The organism is Nonomuraea insulae (assembly GCF_042656245.1).
On record NZ_JBHSPA010000018.1, the window covers coordinates 58,516 to 74,336 of the forward strand.

16 protein-coding genes are annotated in these 15,821 nt (G+C 67.6%); 6 read left to right on the forward strand and 10 right to left on the reverse strand.

All coding sequences use genetic code 11. The features are described from left to right. Window positions 1–84: 84 nt before the first annotated feature. Complete coding sequence (locus ACFPZ3_RS14810; RefSeq protein ID WP_379514653.1) at window positions 85–447, forward strand: antibiotic biosynthesis monooxygenase family protein; 363 nt, start codon at window positions 85–87, stop codon at window positions 445–447. Window positions 448–458: 11 nt separating this feature from the next. Here ACFPZ3_RS14810 and ACFPZ3_RS14815 read toward each other — a convergent pair whose 3' ends face one another. The 6 genes from ACFPZ3_RS14815 to ACFPZ3_RS14840 all read right to left on the reverse strand — a co-directional run bounded on the left by ACFPZ3_RS14815 (window position 459) and on the right by ACFPZ3_RS14840 (window position 6,431). Continuing rightward, window positions 459–1,301 carry an ABC transporter permease gene (locus tag ACFPZ3_RS14815; protein WP_379514654.1) on the reverse strand — a complete coding sequence of 281 codons (843 nt, stop codon included), beginning with the start codon at window positions 1,299–1,301 and terminating at the stop codon, window positions 459–461. Window positions 1,302–1,371: 70 nt separating this feature from the next. Next, window positions 1,372–2,349: an ATP-binding cassette domain-containing protein gene (locus tag ACFPZ3_RS14820; RefSeq protein WP_379514655.1), complete on the reverse strand. Its 978-nt coding sequence runs from the start codon at window positions 2,347–2,349 to the stop codon at window positions 1,372–1,374. An 11-nt stretch (window positions 2,350–2,360) separates the two neighbouring features. Next, window positions 2,361–2,945: an NADPH-dependent FMN reductase gene (locus ACFPZ3_RS14825; protein ID WP_379514656.1), complete on the reverse strand. Its 585-nt coding sequence runs from the start codon at window positions 2,943–2,945 to the stop codon at window positions 2,361–2,363. Between the two features lie 34 nt (window positions 2,946–2,979). Then, a complete protein-coding gene (locus tag ACFPZ3_RS14830; protein WP_379514657.1) occupies window positions 2,980–4,371 on the reverse strand; it encodes a sensor histidine kinase in 1,392 nt (463 codons plus the stop codon). After that, window positions 4,368–5,108: a response regulator transcription factor gene (locus tag ACFPZ3_RS14835; RefSeq protein WP_379514658.1), complete on the reverse strand. Its 741-nt coding sequence runs from the start codon at window positions 5,106–5,108 to the stop codon at window positions 4,368–4,370. Before ACFPZ3_RS14835 ends, ACFPZ3_RS14830 begins: the two co-directional genes overlap by 4 nt. Before the next feature lie 147 nt (window positions 5,109–5,255). Further along, the gene (locus ACFPZ3_RS14840; protein ID WP_379514659.1) at window positions 5,256–6,431 is read right to left on the reverse strand and encodes a trypsin-like serine peptidase; all 1,176 of its coding nucleotides are present in this window, start codon (window positions 6,429–6,431) and stop codon (window positions 5,256–5,258) included. A 422-nt stretch (window positions 6,432–6,853) separates the two neighbouring features. Here ACFPZ3_RS14840 and ACFPZ3_RS14845 point away from each other — a divergent pair, with 422 nt between their 5' ends. The 3 genes from ACFPZ3_RS14845 (at window position 6,854) to ACFPZ3_RS14855 (ending at window position 9,586) form a co-directional block, all read left to right on the forward strand. Next, the gene (locus ACFPZ3_RS14845; protein WP_379514660.1) at window positions 6,854–7,294 is read left to right on the forward strand and encodes a hypothetical protein; all 441 of its coding nucleotides are present in this window, start codon (window positions 6,854–6,856) and stop codon (window positions 7,292–7,294) included. 356 nt (window positions 7,295–7,650) lie between these two features. Further along, window positions 7,651–8,100, forward strand: coding sequence for an ImmA/IrrE family metallo-endopeptidase (locus ACFPZ3_RS14850; RefSeq protein WP_379514661.1), 450 nt, complete (start codon window positions 7,651–7,653; stop codon window positions 8,098–8,100). Window positions 8,101–8,443: 343 nt separating this feature from the next. Further along, on the forward strand, window positions 8,444–9,586 hold the full coding sequence (locus tag ACFPZ3_RS14855; RefSeq protein WP_379514662.1) for an RNA-guided endonuclease InsQ/TnpB family protein: 1,143 nt from the start codon (window positions 8,444–8,446) through the stop codon (window positions 9,584–9,586). 429 nt (window positions 9,587–10,015) lie between these two features. Here the strand turns inward: ACFPZ3_RS14855 and ACFPZ3_RS14860 are convergent, their stop codons facing one another. Next, window positions 10,016–10,681 carry a DNA-binding response regulator gene (locus ACFPZ3_RS14860; protein ID WP_379514663.1) on the reverse strand — a complete coding sequence of 222 codons (666 nt, stop codon included), beginning with the start codon at window positions 10,679–10,681 and terminating at the stop codon, window positions 10,016–10,018. A gap of 67 nt (window positions 10,682–10,748) precedes the next feature. On the opposite strand from ACFPZ3_RS14860, the gene ACFPZ3_RS14865 reads away from it, so the two are divergent. Continuing rightward, on the forward strand, window positions 10,749–11,591 hold the full coding sequence (locus ACFPZ3_RS14865; RefSeq protein WP_379514664.1) for an oxidoreductase: 843 nt from the start codon (window positions 10,749–10,751) through the stop codon (window positions 11,589–11,591). Between the two features lie 107 nt (window positions 11,592–11,698). Here ACFPZ3_RS14865 and ACFPZ3_RS14870 read toward each other — a convergent pair whose 3' ends face one another. Further along, a complete protein-coding gene (locus ACFPZ3_RS14870) occupies window positions 11,699–12,304 on the reverse strand; it encodes a hypothetical protein (RefSeq protein WP_379514665.1) in 606 nt (201 codons plus the stop codon). Between the two features lie 18 nt (window positions 12,305–12,322). Continuing rightward, window positions 12,323–13,117, reverse strand: coding sequence for a hypothetical protein (locus ACFPZ3_RS14875; RefSeq protein ID WP_379514666.1), 795 nt, complete (start codon window positions 13,115–13,117; stop codon window positions 12,323–12,325). A gap of 377 nt (window positions 13,118–13,494) precedes the next feature. Between ACFPZ3_RS14875 and ACFPZ3_RS14880 the strand changes: the two genes are divergently transcribed. Continuing rightward, window positions 13,495–14,448 carry an NAD-dependent epimerase/dehydratase family protein gene (locus ACFPZ3_RS14880; protein WP_379514667.1) on the forward strand — a complete coding sequence of 318 codons (954 nt, stop codon included), beginning with the start codon at window positions 13,495–13,497 and terminating at the stop codon, window positions 14,446–14,448. Between the two features lie 97 nt (window positions 14,449–14,545). On the opposite strand, the gene ACFPZ3_RS14885 is transcribed toward ACFPZ3_RS14880, so the two are convergent. Continuing rightward, complete coding sequence (locus ACFPZ3_RS14885; RefSeq protein ID WP_379514668.1) at window positions 14,546–15,820, reverse strand: ABC transporter substrate-binding protein; 1,275 nt, start codon at window positions 15,818–15,820, stop codon at window positions 14,546–14,548. Between the last annotated feature and the right edge of the window lies 1 nt (window position 15,821).

Sequence of the window (15,821 nt, forward strand, 5' to 3'; positions counted from 1 at the left end):
GGGGAAGGGCGAGAGATCAGTTCTCCGTTCCTTGAAATGGGCTCCGGCTCGCGACCGTCCGCCATCCCGCCTTACGGTGACGCCATGAACAATCACTCCGAAGCGCCCGTCGAGGCCTATGAACCCCCCTATTACGTGGCTGTCTTCACTGCGGTGCGAACCCAGGAGCAGAGTGACTACAGCGAGACCAACGCACGCATGGAAGACCTGGTGAAGGACGTCCCTGGGTTCCTGGGGATGGACCACGCGCAGACTCCTGGCGGGCTGGGCATCACCGTCGGGTACTTCCGCGACGCCGGCGCCCTCGCGGAGTGGCGGAGCAACGCCGAGCACCGCGCGGCGCAGAAGCGCGGCCAGGTCGAGTGGTACCGGAGCTACACGCTGCATGTGGCGAAAGTGGAGCGGAGCTACGGGTTCACGCGAGCGCAGAGCCCGGCGGCAGGCTGACCAACCGAAAGTTACTTGCGGTTGTAGAGGCGCATCGTCAGCGTGCCGAAGACCGCGATGAAGAGCGCCGACGACACCAGCACCCAGGTGATCTCCCCCACGTCCGGGGCCCCGCCCATCAACGACCGGATGGAGGTCACCAGGTGGCTGATCGGGTTGGCGTTGACGAACACCTGGAGCCAGCCGGGCATGGTCGAGGGATCCACGTACACGTTGCTCAGGAAGGTCAGGGGGAACATCACGAGCATGCTGACCCCCATCACCGCCTTCTCGCTGCGCATCATCAGCCCGAACATCGTCCACACCCACGAGAACGCGAACGAGAACGCCAGCAGCAGCAGGATTCCGGCCACCACCCCGACGAACCCGCCCTGCGGACGGAATCCCAGCACCAGGCCGACCAGCAGGATGACCGTGGCGGCCATCGTGTAGCGCAGGATGTCGGCCAGCAGGTAGCCGACCATGGTGGAGGGGCGCCAGATGGGCAGGGTGCGGAAGCGGTCGAAGATGCCCTTCTCGATGTCCTTGTTGACCTCCATGCCGGTGTACATGGTGATCATCACGACGCTCGTCACCATGATGCCGGGCAACAGGAACTGCAGGTATTCGGTGGGCGAGCCCGCGAGCGCGCCTCCGAACAGGTACGTGAACAGCAACGTCATCATCAACGGGAACGCCGTCACGTCGAAGAGCTGCTCGGGCACGTGCTTGATCTTCAGGATCGCCCGCCAGCCGAACGTGAGCGACGCCGACCACGCGCCCGGCCGGGGTGGTTTGACCGACGGGGCCAGGACGGTGGCCAGGGCGTCGGGGGCCGGTGCGTAGGTGGTGCTGCTCTCGGTGGTGGTGCTCATGCTGCCGCCTCCTCAGTGGTGCCGGTCTCGGTGGTGCCGGTCTCGGTGATGCCGATCTCAGTGGTGGTGCTCATGCCGCGGCCTCCTCCTCGGAGGAGGTGGCGGGGTGGTCGGTGAGGGCGAGGAAGACCTCGTCCAGGCTGGGCTGGCCCAGGGAGAAGTCGTCGACGACGATGCCCGCCTCGGCCAGGCGGCCGAGCGCGCGTGAGGCCTGTGCGGCCTCGTTGCCCGAGTCGGTGACGCGGGCGGTGAGGGCCACCGGGTCCGCCTCCCGGTAGACGGGCGTGTCCAGGGCCTCGGTGAGCACGCGTTCCGCTTCGGGACGGGTCGCGGCGTCGCGCAGCCGTACGTGGATCGAGCCCGACCCGACGGACGACTTCAGCTGGCCGGGCGTGCCCTCGGCGATGAGTCTGCCGTGGTCGATGACCGCGATGCGCTGGGCGAGACGGTCGGCCTCCTCCAGATACTGCGTGGTCAGGAGCACCGTGGTGCCGTGGGCGACGACGATGCGGATGATGTCCCAGACCTGGTTGCGGCTGCGCGGGTCCAGGCCGGTCGTGGGCTCGTCGAGGAAGAGCAGGTCGGGCGTGTTGAGGATGCTGGCCGCGATGTCGATGCGCCGCCGCATTCCTCCCGAGTACGTCTTGACCTGCCGCCCCGCCGCCTCCGTCAGCCCGAACGCCTCCAGCAGTTCGGCCGCCCGCGAACGGGCCACCGGCTTGCGGTGGCCGAGGAGGCGGGCGAGCAGGATGAGGTTCTCGGAGCCGGTCATCTCCTCGTCCACGGACGCGTACTGGCCGGTCAGGCTCACGCGGGACCGTACGGCGTCGGCTTCGCGCACCACGTCGTGCCCGAACACGCTCGCCTCGCCGCCGTCGGGCCGCAGCAGCGTGGCCAGCATGCGTACGGCGGTGGTCTTGCCCGCGCCATTCGGCCCCAGCACGCCGTAGACGGCGCCGGCGGGGACGGCGAGGTCGAGGCCGTCGACGGCGCGGGTGTCGCCGAAGACCTTGACCAGGCCGGAGGTTTGTATGGCCAGTTCTGACATGGTTGTTCCCTTCATGAGACGTACGGCTGGGCGCGCCGGCCCTCGCGGAGCGTGCGGCCCCACCAGGTGAGCTGGTCGAGCATGACCGCGACGGCCCGCAGGCGGTCGTCGGTGTCGCGGGGCCGGCAGCGCTCCTCGATGCCGGCGCCCAGCAGGTCGAGGCCCACCCAGTCGCGCATGGTGACGGCGTGCAGGGCGGAGAAGACGGTACGGAGTTGCTCGACGGCGTAGTGGCCGCACGAGCCGGAGCCGTAGGCCACGATGGCGACAGGTTTGGCCTGCCACTCGTCGTAGGCGTAGTCGATCGCCTGTTTGAGCGGGGCGGGGAAGCTGCGGTTGTACTCGGGGGTGACCACCACGAAGGCGTCCGAGCCGCCGACGGCCGCCGCGAACCGCCGCATGGACGGCGTGGCCTGCTGCGGGTAGCAGGTCGGGAAGGTGTACCCGGCCAGGTCGAGCACCTCGACGGCCAGGTCGTCGCGGCGCCGGGCACGCTCGGCGAACCATTCGCCGACCGCGTCGCACGCGCGCCCAGCCCGCGTGCTGCCGATGATCACCGTGACGCTGAGCGGCCCCATGACGGTCACCTCCTTCACCCTGGAGGCGCTAGACGGGCCCGCTAGATCGGATCTAGCGGGCCGGCAGGCTGACCGTGAACACCGTGTTCCCGGGTTCGCTGCTCACCTCGACCCGCCCCTCGTGCGCCTCGGCGACGGCGGAGACGATCGCCAGCCCCAGCCCGCTCCCCCCGGCCAGCCGGGATCGGGACCCGTCGCCCCGCGCGAACCGCCCGAACACGTGCGGCAGCAGCTCAGGCGGGATCCCCGGCCCGTCATCGGCCACCCGCACGCTCACCCGGTCGGGGTCCAGCGAGACCGTCGTGGTGACCGTGGTGCCCGGCGGGGTGTGGGTGCGCGCATTGGCCAGCAGGTTCGTCACCACCTGGTGCAGCCGGTCATGGTCCCCGACGACGAGCGCGGGCTGGTCGGGCAGGCTGACGAGCCAGCGGTGCCGGGGCGCGGTCGCGTACGCGTCGCTGATCGCGTTCACCACGATCGGCGACAGATCCAGCTCCACCCGTTCAAGAGGCCGCCCCGCGTCCAGGCGGGCCAGCAGCAGCAGGTCCTCTACCAGCGTGGTCATCCGGCCCGCCTCGGAGCGGATGCGCCCGAGCGCGTGCGCCGTCTGGGGCCCGTGCGGCTCGCCGCCGCGCTCGGTCAGCTCGGCGTAGCCGACGATGGAGGCCAGTGGGGTACGCAGTTCGTGGCTGGCGTCCGCGATGAACTGCCGGAGCCTGGTCTCGCTCTCGTGCCGTACCGCGAAGGCGGTCTCGACGTGCCCGAGCATGCGGTTCAGCGCGCCGCCGACCTGCCCGACCTCGGTACGCGCGTCGGTGTCCGCCGCCGGCACCCGCGCGAGCCGGATCGCGTCGCCCGAGGCCAGGGGCAGCTCCGACACCCGGGTGGCGGTGGCGGCGAGCCGGCCGAGGGGGCGTACGGCACGGCGTACGACCAGGGTGCACGCGATCGCCATCAGCGCCACCCCCGCCAGCGTCACGGCGGCCTCCACCACGACGAGCCTGGTCAGCGTGGTCTGCATGCTGGTCAGGGGCAGCCCGGTGACGAGCACGTCGCCGTCGCGCGTGCGCGCGCCGACCATCCGGTAGTCGCCCATCGGCCCCAGGTTGATCGTGACGGGCTCGCCGGTGACGCGCGCGACCGAGGGCGGCGCCGGCACATCCTGTACGCTGCCGACGCCCGTCAGCACGGCGGCCCTGCGCACGGCTCCCTGCCGCACCCGCGCCCCGAACGTCTCCACCGCCTGCCCCGGCACCAGCAGGAACGACACCTCCGGTCCCGCCGCGCCCATGGAACGGTGGGCGGCGGAGCTGACCTGGTGGTCGAGCCGATCGATGAGGAAGTCGTCGATCAGCAGGGTCGTCGCGGTGGCGATGACGGCCGACACGATCGCGAGCAGCGCGATCGAGGAGACCACCAGCTTGGTCTCCAGGGAGATCGTCATACGGCGGGTCTGAGCGTGTACCCGACGCCGCGCACAGTGTGGATCATCGGCTTGCGCTGGACGTCGATCTTGCGGCGCAGGTAGGAGATGTACAGTTCGACCACGTTGCTCTGGCCGCCGAAGTCGTAGGCCCACACCCGGTCGAGGATCTGCGCCTTGCTGAGCACCCGCCCCGGGTTGTGCATCAGGAAGCGCAGGAGCTCGAACTCGGTGGGCGTCAGCCTGATCTCCTTGCCCGCCCGCCGTACCTCATGGGTCTCCTGATCCAGCGTGAGATCCCCGACCGCGAGCCCCGCGTCGGCCCGCGCCCGCGCCGCTCCCGAGCGGCGCAGCAGTCCGCGCAGCCGGATGACGACCTCCTCCAGGCTGAACGGCTTGGTGACGTAGTCGTCGGCCCCCGCGCGCAGCCCGATGAGGCGATCCTGGACCGAGTCCCTCGCGGTCAGGAACAGCACCGGCACCCCCGGCAGCACCGCCCTGAGCCTGGGGAGCAGGTCGATCCCGTCCATGTCGGGCAACATGATGTCCAGGACGATCGCGTCGGGCCGGAAGCCGCGCGCCGCGCGGATGGCCTCACTGCCGTTGTACGCGCAGCGCACGTCCCAGGACTCCTGACGCATGACCATGGACAGGAGCTCCGTCAGCGAGGGCTCGTCATCCACGACGAGGATGTTGATCGAGCTGCCGTCGGGCCGGCGCACGGGCTCGGACTTGAAGTTCGCGCTGATCGTGTCCATATTCGTGACGATGACGCCCCAGGATGAGTGTTTGATGAAAGCACCGTGAGCTGTGCGTGCGGAAGGACCCGGCACGCATCCCGAGCCGGGTCCTTCCTATCCCTTTAAAGCGCTGTGAGAGCTACCCAGAGCCCATCCCCCCTTCCCTCAGAACAACTTTCCAGACCAGACAGCGGCAGCGGATGTGTAGACGCTGTAGGTCTCGGCGTCGAAGTACGGCGAGCTGATGTAGTCCACGCGGTCGTTCTCGTCCTGGTCGTAGAAGCTGCTGGTCACGCCGTTGAGGTAACCGGTCCGCTTCGAGCTGCTGTACTTGAGCAGCCACGGCCCGCCGTCCGCGCCCGCGGTCATGGCGCACTTGAGGCCGACGTGCTCCTCGATCTTCTTGGCGGCCGAGCCCACGGTCTTGGCTGTGGTCGTGCCGTAGCACCACTTCGGCGTGACACCCGTGTACGGCTTGTTGCCGTCGGGGTGCGCGGCCTGCGGGTAGCCGAAGACGTAGTGCGCCTTCTTGAGCGGCTGGTTCCAGGAGATGCCCTGGCCGCCGACGTTGTCACCCAGGCGGCCGGCGTCCGCGACCTCGACCACGTGGTACTTGTTCGAGGAGCGGTCGTAGTAGCTCAGGTCGCCCTTGGTGTCGTCGGAGCGCCGCTTGGAGCGGTCCGAGTCGTACTCGGACCTGGTGACGGTCGAGTCCTTGACCGTCACACCGTTGTAGACGGACACGAACCCGTAGTCGCGGTCGTAGTCCTCGTACACGCTGTAGTCGTAGTGCACGAACGCCTGCTTGCCGACGTAGATGCCCCAGGGGGCCTTGCCCTGGTAGTAACCGGGCACGAAGACCCAGTTGTCCATGAGCTGCTCGTCGTTGGCGGTGTCGTACACGCAGTGACCGGCCGTGGCGACCACGTTGGCGTACTTGCCCTGGATGGAGGAGGCCGAGCACCAGCGGTTCTTGCCGTCCTGGTCGACGAAGAAGACCTTGCCGACGGTCTTCGGCAGGTTCACGTTCTTCGACTTGGAGCTGCTGGTGGTGGTCCCGGTCGGGGCCACCGCGCCGGCCTTGGTGTCGGTGGTGGCGGTGCCGGTGGTCTTGAGCTTGTCGACGTCGGTGGTGTCCTCCTCCAGGTAGGTGGCAGCCTGTAGCGCGGCGCCGTTGTTCTGCAGCCAGAACGAGGCGATCCCCTGGGCGGTGGTGGTGCTGACGCTCTCGGACGGCTTCACATGCGACTGTGCCTGCGCGGTACCGGCGAACGAGGCGCTGAGCAGCGCCGCGGCGGCCAGGCCACCGCCGAGGGGTACGAGGGTGTGCTTGATCTTCAAGGGATGTGCTCCTTGTTCGTCGCGGGAACGCGATGAGCGTTCGGTGCGTCTATGAGGCAGGAACGTATCCCTCTTGACCGGGGCTTTAAGTCCCCTTTGTCCGGATTTATCCGGCGCACAGCTCGCTGTGATCGCGCCGTGACCCTTCCGCCCTCATCGGCCTGTACGCGTTCCGCGAGGCGGGCGCCAATCCTGAGAGCGAATCCGATAAAACCCTGAAAAATGCATAAGAGAATATATGTGTTACAGATCACTACTTATGTCCGGGTTACTTAGCGAACTCATAAGCGCATGCCAGCCCATTCTCAGGTTCGCTCGGCAGAGTGACCGACATGGATGACCTTCGGGGCTGAATTCAGAGGTTCGGCCAGGTCAGTCCAAGATTGGACTCATTACCAGTGCGCTTCGCCAAGCCCTTCTCCGTGACCATCGCCAGCGCGGCCCTCGTCGCCCTCCCCTTCGCCGGCTCCGCGTTCGCCGACGCCCCCAAGGCGCCGCAGCCAACGCATTCGTCCCCCGCCAAGCCCCAGCAGCACCAGGAGCCGAAGCGCGAGACCAAGCACCAGGAGCCCAAGCACCAGACGGTCTCCCTGAAGGTGTCGGTGAGCGAGAGCCGGGTCCGCGCGGGCTCCACGTACGGCGTCACGATCGTCGCCAAGGGCGTCTCCTCCGGCACCGCCACGATCACCAGCCCTGAGGGCAAGAACTACCGCGTCTCCCTCTCGCACGGCCGCGCCACGAAGGAGCTGGCACTGTCGTCGAGGACGAGGACCGGCACCAAGACGGTAACCGTCAAGGTCGCCGACAAGACCGCCAAGGCCTCCTTCACCGTCCTCGCCGCGTCCCGCCACCAGGGCCGGTAACCGGGCAGCAGGTGGGCCCCATCGGGCCTACCGGCACCCGCCTGAAGGTCTTCACAAGAGGGCGCTACGCGCGGGGGGATTCAGGCGTCCTGCTTCGGCGCCTCGTGCGCACCCCCGCGCCTCCGGCGCCCTCACCCGTTGCCCCCTTACGTGGTGGGCCTCTTACGCTCACCCGACCTGGGATACCTTCCGGACCTGTCTTCGGCCTCACGTCCGGGCCACGTCCGGCCCCGATGGCCCAGCCAGGTTCGGCGACCAGTCGGGTGACCGGCGCTACGGCCTGCCTCTGCGGAATAAAACGATGCGGCACTCGGGACTTCCGAAACCAGGCCGCACGTCGATCAAGGGGGTCGAGCTTGGATATCGCGGCAGCGGTGGTAAGCCTCAATGGCGATCCCGGTCGCCGACGCAGCACCGCCGCCCACGAGCTTGGTCATCTCATTCTCGGCGACGAATACTCGACAGACGTAGGAGTCGGCGCTTCCCGAGCGGAACGCGAAGACATGGTAGACGCCTTCGCGGCAGAGCTACTTCTGCCGGTGGCAGCGATCCAACGCGCCAGCAGCAGTGGGAAATCAGATCGACCCACGCTTGTGCGACTGGCGGCCGAATACCGCACCTCCTGGAGCCTCACGCTACGGCAGGCTCGAACTGCTGAGGCCATCACGCCTCGCGAGGAGAAGAAGCTGCGAGCGTGCCCACCGACCTTCGCCGAGTTCAGCGAAATCTGGCGTGGAACCCCGGGTGTTTACGCCGGGGAGGAAGCGACAGCGCGGGAGGGCCTCCAGGCCCGAGCGGTGCCGTGACGGCCGGATCATTGAGCGGATCAGTCCGGTCATCTCTGGTTTCGGTGTACTCCTTGATGATCGATGGCGGGGCGCCACCGCAGCAGGCGGCGGAGTATGGCGGGGACAGGTGCACAGGATCGTGCTCGCCGTTGAACTCGTCCAGGACGGCGCCGAAGTTGTCGCATACCTCGATCATGATGTCTTCACGGCGGCACGGCATCTCGCTGGTAACACTTTCCGCCGATATCTGGGGATAAAGACCAAATAGGCTTTGAAGCTGTAGACGACAGCTCGGCCCCTGCAAATACCGAGGTCGAGTTCTTGTCGCGGTGACATAGGCCAAATGCTAATGTGTTCGATTGTGAGGCTGGTGGTGCAGGTGCGACTCCTGCCGACGCCCGGGCAGGCGGCGGCGCTGGAGGCGACCCTGCGCGCGGTCAACACGGCCGCCTGCCAGGTCTCCCGGCAGGCCCACGAGCAGCGCACGTTTCGCAACTACGACCTGCGCAAGCACACCTACACGCAGATCAAGGACGAGTACGGGCTGGCCGCCCAGGCCGCGCAGCACGTCATCAAGAAGGTCGCCGACGCCTACACCACCCTGCACGCCAACCTGCGAGCCGGGAACCTGGGCAAGGCAGGCTCCGCCCGCCGGGTACGGGCCGAATCCACGCCGATCGCCTTCCGCCCGCACGCCGCCCAGCCGTTCGATGATCGCTGCCTGTCCTGGCAGATCGACGCGCGGACGGTGTCGATCTGGACCGTGGCGGGCCGAGTGCGAAACATGGCGTTCACCGCCTCGCCCGACCAGATCACGATGCTGTCGGCACACCGCAAGGGCGAATCGGACCTGCTCTTCCGGGACGGCAGGTGGTTCCTGATCGCCACCTGTGACCTCCCCAACCGGCCGGTGACCGTCCCGGACGGCTTCCTGGGCGTGGACCTGGGCATCGCCAACATCGCCACCACCAGCACCGGCAGCCGACACTGCGGCAAGGGCGTGAACGCCGTCCGCCACCGCCACCGCGAGTTGCGCCGCCGGTTGCAGGCCAAACAGACCAAGTCCGCCAGGCGGTTGCTGAAAAAGCGGCGCCGGGCCGAGGCGCGGTTCGCCGCCAACACCAATCACGTCATCGCCAAGCAGATCGTGACCGAGGCAGAACGCACCGGACGTGGGATCGCCCTGGAAGACCTGCGGGGCATCCGCGAGCGGGTACGGCTTCGCAAGCCCCAGCGGGTCACGCTGCATTCCTGGAGCTTCCACCAGCTGGGCGGCTTCCTGGGCTACAAGGCGGCCCGCGCCGGGGTCGCCGTCATCCACATCGATCCGGCCTTCACCTCACAGCAATGCTCCTCGTGTGGGCATGTGGACCGCAGGAACCGGCTCGATCAAGCCTCTTTCTCGTGTACGTCGTGCGGCTTCGCTGAGCATGCCGACGTCAACGCAGCCCGCAACATCGCCGCACGCGGTGCGGCGGGCTGGGCAGTGAGTCACGCTGCCTGACGCGGACCGGACCGTCGACGCCATCGACGGCGAGGAGCTGCAAGCTCGGTCGTTTACGGCCGAGAAGCTGACGGACTCCGTGGGTTGGACACCTCAACCGGACCTCAATGCCATCCGAGTGCCCCCGAACTTTGCGCACGCTGTGATGACGGCGTACCGACTCGCGCACATCACCAGCAACCGTGCACTGGAATTAATGCATGGACAGCTCGAAGGTTACGCGGATCTGCCACCGAGGCTCGAAGAAGATGAGGCTCCATAACAGCCGCGACGCCGGACGACCCGCTTCCCCCGCTGGTCGTCGACGCCATGGTGCTCCACCACTTCGCCAAGTCCGACCGTCTCGACGTTCTCGGCGCCAGCGTCTCGACCATGTCGACCACGCACATTGTCGCCACAGAAGTCGACAAATCGGCAAGCCGCCCAAGGTCAGCGGGGTAGCCCCAGCTCCCCCGCGCGCAGCCCCGCCTGGAAGCGGGAGCCCGCCTCGAGCTTGGCCATGAGGTCGGCCACACGCCGCCGGTAGGTGCGGAGCGAGACGCCGAGCCGTTTGGCCGCCGACTCGTCGGTGAGTCCGGAACCGAGGGCCCTGAGGATCAGGTGGCCGTCGGCGTCGAGGTCGGGGACGTCGGCGAGCAGGTAGGTGTCGAGGTCGACGGAGTTGTCCCAGAGCGCCCAGAGCAGCGAGTGGACACCGTCGACCAGGATCGGTGACGTCGTCACGGTGTATTCACGGCCGCTGGGGGTCTCCCTGCCGGCGAGGATCATCACCCGCCGGTCGATGCAGATGGTCTCGTGCGGCAACGGCGAGCCGCTGATCCGGACGAGAGCACCCTTGCTCCGCACCAGCCGCAGGTGCGCGCGGGCCTCCTCATCGGCGAGCGCCGTCGGGCTGAGCAGCTTGTGAATGGTGAAGCCCGGGGAGTCGAGAGCACGCATCCGGCTCACGATCGCCGCCCTGACCTCCGGCTGCGACCAGGTGTTGAGGTCACGGGCGACGCACAGGAACTCGGTGCGGGCGGACTCGAAGAGATGACCGGCACGCGCCATCAACTCCGCGTCCCCGTGGACTGAGAACACCTGTTCATTCCGCACCCCACCAGTCTGGCAGCAAGATGCCAGAAGTTCGCCGGGCGTCGTGGCGGCGGACAGCATGGGCCTCATGACAACCACAACCTTCTCCCTCGGCGGAGACCTGACCGTCAACCGGCTCGGTTTCGGCGCGATGCGCCTGGCGATGGGCACCTTCGACGGTCCGGCGCGGGCCCCGGAGACCGGCGTCGCGGTGCTCCGGCGCGCCGTGGAACTCGGCGTGAACCACATCGACACAGCCGGCTTCTACGGCCGGGGCACGGTGCGGGCCAACGAGCTGATCCGTACGGCGCTGACCCCTTACGGTGACGACCTGGTGATCGCGACGAAGGTCGGGCCGCTGCTCGGGCCGACCGGTGTGCCGAGCGAGCAGGCGACGCCCGGCCAGCTGCGCGGCCTGGTCGAGGCGGATCTGCGCGCCCTCGGACTGGACCGGCTCGACCTGGTCTATCTGCGGGTGGGCGGGATGACCGGGCCGGGTGGCGAGTCGATCGCCGAACGGTTCGCGGCGCTGGCCGAACTCCGGGCGGAGGGGCTGATCCGGCACCTGGGCGTCAGCAATGTCGACGCCGCCCAGTTCGCCGAGGCCCGGGCGATCGCGCCTGTCACGGCGGTGCAGAACCAGTACGCCGGTGACATGGGACTGCTGGCGGAATGCGAGGAAGCGGGCATCGCGTACGTGCCGTACTTCCCGCTCGGCGGCGGCGGCAACCCGCTCGACACCGAACGGCTCGGCAAGGTCGCGGCACGCCTGGGCGCGACGACGTCGCAGGTCGCGATCGCCGCGCTGCTGGCGACGTCACCGTCGGTGCTGGCGATTCCTGGCACCGGTTCCCTCGATCACCTTGAGGAGAACCTCGCGGCGAACGGCCTCAGCCTCACTGATGAGGACCTGTCCGACTTGCGGGGCTGACTGGCCGGCTCGAAAGTCAGCCCGGCGGGCGTGCCCGTTGTCGCGCCCAGCGGACGGACATCACGGTCGTGCGGGCGTGGCGGGGAGGTCTTCCTGCACCCGACCGCTTATGTCGGTCGCGAGGTGCCCGGCTTCGGGGTCAGCAGGATGGGTCTGAGCTGCCGGATGAACTCGATGGCGTCCTTTTGAGGATTCCTGTTCGGCGGGGTCTCGGAGAGCGACACCATGAGCATGCTGCTGCCGTCCCTCGCCCATGCCCAGCCCGCAGTCCCGTAGTCCACCCCGTCCTCCACGACGGTGAAGGTGAATCCCGGCCCGGCGTCGGCAGGCAGGTCGACTCCCTTTCTGAATGCTTTGGATTTCTCTATCTGGCTCAACGGGAGTGGGCGCGTGCTCTCGATCTCAACCCTGAGGCGATAACCACTCCCGTTGCGGGGCTTGCGGTAGAAATAACAGGACTCCAGATGCTTGCCATCGTCGGACATGTATTTCTCGACGGTGAAATCGCTGAGGCCTGTGGCGCGTTCGGCGGACTCTCTCGAGATCAGGCCGCATTCTTTGGGCGCCGCAGTGACATCGCCCAGCGGCCGCGTGTCGGGAGCAGGCGGGGAGGGGCGTGGTGGAGAGGATGAGCAGCCGGTCAGCAGGCCTGCCGCAAGAAGCAAGGCCATCGGCGGTAACAGCCTTCTCATGTTGAAGCAGGTGTCACTCATGGCGGCCTCTGTGGTAGCTCAAGAACCTTGGGTAACGGCGGCATCTGCGCCGTAGAAAACGCGATCTGTAGCGTCGGTCTGATAGAGCCATTCGAGGTAAGCTCTTCGCTGAGCCGCGGTCATTTTATCCTTCGCTATGATCTTCCCGTCCCTCAGGAAGTCACCGGCAGAGCCTTTCGGATACTGCTTGGATGCGTATGGATGAGTAGGCGCCGGCACGGATCCATCTCCGAAAAGTCCATGCCGCATCATGGCGGCCGCGGTGGCGTCCCGGAACATGATCTTGGCCTCCTCGGTCGCGTCTCCGGCCGCTTCTCTCGCCTTCCCCTCTTCGTTCGAGTTGAATTTTCCGTAGACATGTTCCTTCGCCTGGCCCACCAGCAGACCGACGAACTTGCCGGGTGGTCCCGGCGCCAGGTCGATGATCTTCATAATCATGGCCTTGTACGCCGCGTACCGCTCATCATTCTTCCTGGCATCCTCGATCCTGGCGATGTTCGCAGCCTCGGTTAGCGCGGATGTGGTCTGGCTGAGGTTCTCGACCGAACCCAGGAACGCAAAAGCTCCGCCGCCATTTCCCATCTTCTCCTCGAGGATTTTCTGTCGCTTCGCATCAATCTGCTTCTGAGTCGCCTCAGGATGCGCCTTGTGCCATGCCGTGAACTCGTTTCCGATCTCCGTGGCCAACACTGCTGCCTTCTCGTCCAGGACCTTGACCGAATACTGCGCATGGGCCGCCGCCGTGGTCATGAACGCGTTGTTGTCTTTGAATGCCCACGACATGACCGTCTTGAGCTCGTCCTTGCGTCTCACCGTCAGGGGCTCGATTCGGCACGTGTGGCTGGATCGACTGGGCCAATGAGCCGTGCTACACCTACGAGCGGATCGTGATGAGGGCTCGCCGTGACAGGCTCACCGGCGCGATCGTGTTCGACGATGGCAGGTGATCACGTGGGAGCCGTACGGCCCACGCTGATGGTGCGCTAGGACATCGTCGGCGCGCGAAGCGCCCCGTGGCGGAGCCCGCCGTGCGCGAAGCGCCCCGTGGTGGAGCCGTGCGTGCTGGAGGCACGCCTCGGGAGGACGTCCGAGCGACAGCGAGGTCCGCTCGGGGCGGGCGTACGAGGCCCAGCCGGTAACCGGGTCACGGGTGGGTGCTGCGGGCGGCGGCGCCGGTTTACGCTGGGCTCATGCGCGTAGTGGTGATCGGTGGTAGTGGGCATATCGGTACGTACCTCATCCCCAGGCTTGTCGGGGCCGGGCATGAGGTGGTCAACGTGAGCCGGGGGAAGCGGGAGCCCTACAGCCCCCACGGCGCCTGGCGGAAGGTGACCACCGTGACCGCCGATCGCGCGGCGGAAGAGGCGGACGGCGCGTTCGGGCAGCGGGTCGCCGGGCTCGAAGGCGACGTGGTCATCGACCTGATCTGCTTCAAGGAGAGCAGCGCCCAGGAGATCGCCGACGCGCTCAGCGGGCGGGTGCGGCAGTTCCTGCACTGCGGCACGGTCTGGGTGCACGGCCCGAGCGCGCAGGTGCCCACCACCGAGGACGCCAGGCGGGAGCCCTTCGGCGACTACGGCGTGCGCAAGGCGGCCATCGAGGCCTTCCTGCTCGATCGCGCCCAGCGCGACGGGTTCCCCGCCACGATCATTCATCCCGGGCACATCACCGGCCCCGGGTGGGTGCCGGTCAATCCGGCGGGCAACGTCAATCCCGCCGTTTACCAGGCGCTGGCCGACGGCGACGAGGTGGCGCTGCCCAATCTGGGCATGGAGACCGTCCAGCACGTGCATGCCGACGACGTCGCGCGTCTGTTCATGGACGCCATGGCCAGCCCGTCGGCCGCCGTCGGGGAGAGCTTCCACTCCGTCGCCACCACCGCCCTGACGTTGCGCGGGTACGCCGAGGCGGTGGCGGGCTGGTTCGGCAAGGAGGCGCGGCTGGCGTTCCTGCCGTGGGAGGAGTGGCGGGCGACGGTGTCCGAACAGGACGCGCAGATCACCTACGACCACATCGCGCACAGCCCGCACTGCAGCATGGAGAAGGCGGAGCGGCTGCTCGGGCACCGGCCCCGTTACACCTCTCTGGAGGCCACCTCTGAGGCGGTCGACTGGCTGGTGAGAGCGGGAACCGTCAAGGCCTGAGCAACGAACCGCGCCGAGCTGAGCCGGACATGGCGATGCCGCCTGCCGACGACCACGGCAGGCGGCAGGCGGCAGGCGGCATCCAGAGCGTGAGAGGTCAGCCCGTCAGCGGCCCGAACTCCTTCCGGGTGTCGATCACGTCACCCATCAGCTCCCACCGCTCCCCCTTGAACGTCATGAGCTGCATCGACTCGATCGGGAACCCGTCCCCCTGCGCCGTGTCCATCATCACCCCAGGCAGCAACATGTCCACCTTGACCCCCTTGAGGTTGCGTACGGAGTCCCGCAGCCCCTCGCGGGTCGGGCACGCGGCCGCGTCCATGGCCTTGTGGAAGCTGCTGGCCACCGCCCATCCGAAGGTGTTGTAGGGCACGTTCGGGTCGGACTGAGGCGCGTACTGCTTCATCTTCTCCTTGTACAGCACCATCTCCGGATCGCTCGCCCAGGTGGGGTCGTTCGGGTCCTTGTAGTAGGTGGCGGACAGGACGCCCTGCACGTTCTCGAAGCCGACCGGCTTGAGCACGGTGATCGAGGCGGCGACGTTGTTGACGATGTGCAGCGGGTTCCACTTGGTGTTCTTGGCGTCGGCCGCCAGCGCCTGGGAGCCGAACTTGGGCGTGGTGATGTTGAGGAAGACCTCGGCCTTCGACTCGGCGAGGTTGCGCATCTGCGGGTCGATGCTGGGGTCGGTGACCTCGTAGCTCTGCTCGGCCGCGACCTTGATCTGGGTGCCCTCCAGCGCCCGCTTGAACCCGCCCAGCAGGTCCTTGCCGAAGTCGTCGTTCTGGTAGAGGACGGCGACCGTGGCCTCGGGCTTCTCCTTCTTCAGGTACGCGGCGTAGACGCGGGCCTCGGAGATGTAGTTGGGCTGCCAGCCGATGGTCCACGGGTGCGCGGCGTCGGTGCCCCACTTCGAGGCGCCGGTGGCGACGAAGACCTGCGGGACCTTGCGCTGGTTGGTGTAGTCCCAGGTGGCGGAGGTCGAGGGGGTGCCGAGCGTCTGGAACAGGGCGAAGACCTGCTCCTGCTCGACCAGTCTGCGGGCCTCCTCCACGGCCTTGGGCGGCTGGTAGCCGTCGTCGCGGACGACGAACTCGACCTTGCGCCCGCCGATGCCGTTCTTCTCGGCGTTGATGTAGTCGAAGTACGCCTTGATGCCCTTGGGGATGTCCCCGTAGGCGGAGGCGGGGCCGGACAGTGGGTAGATGCCGCCCAGTTTGATGCTTTTGTCGGTGATGCCGGTGGTCTGCTGCCCCTGGCACTGACCCGACGCGGCCGTAGCACCTCCGGTGGCTCCCTCTTCTGACCGCCCCCCACAGGCGGCGACGGCAAGCAGGAGCAGCGCTGTGCAGCCGATCGCAGAAACTCGCATC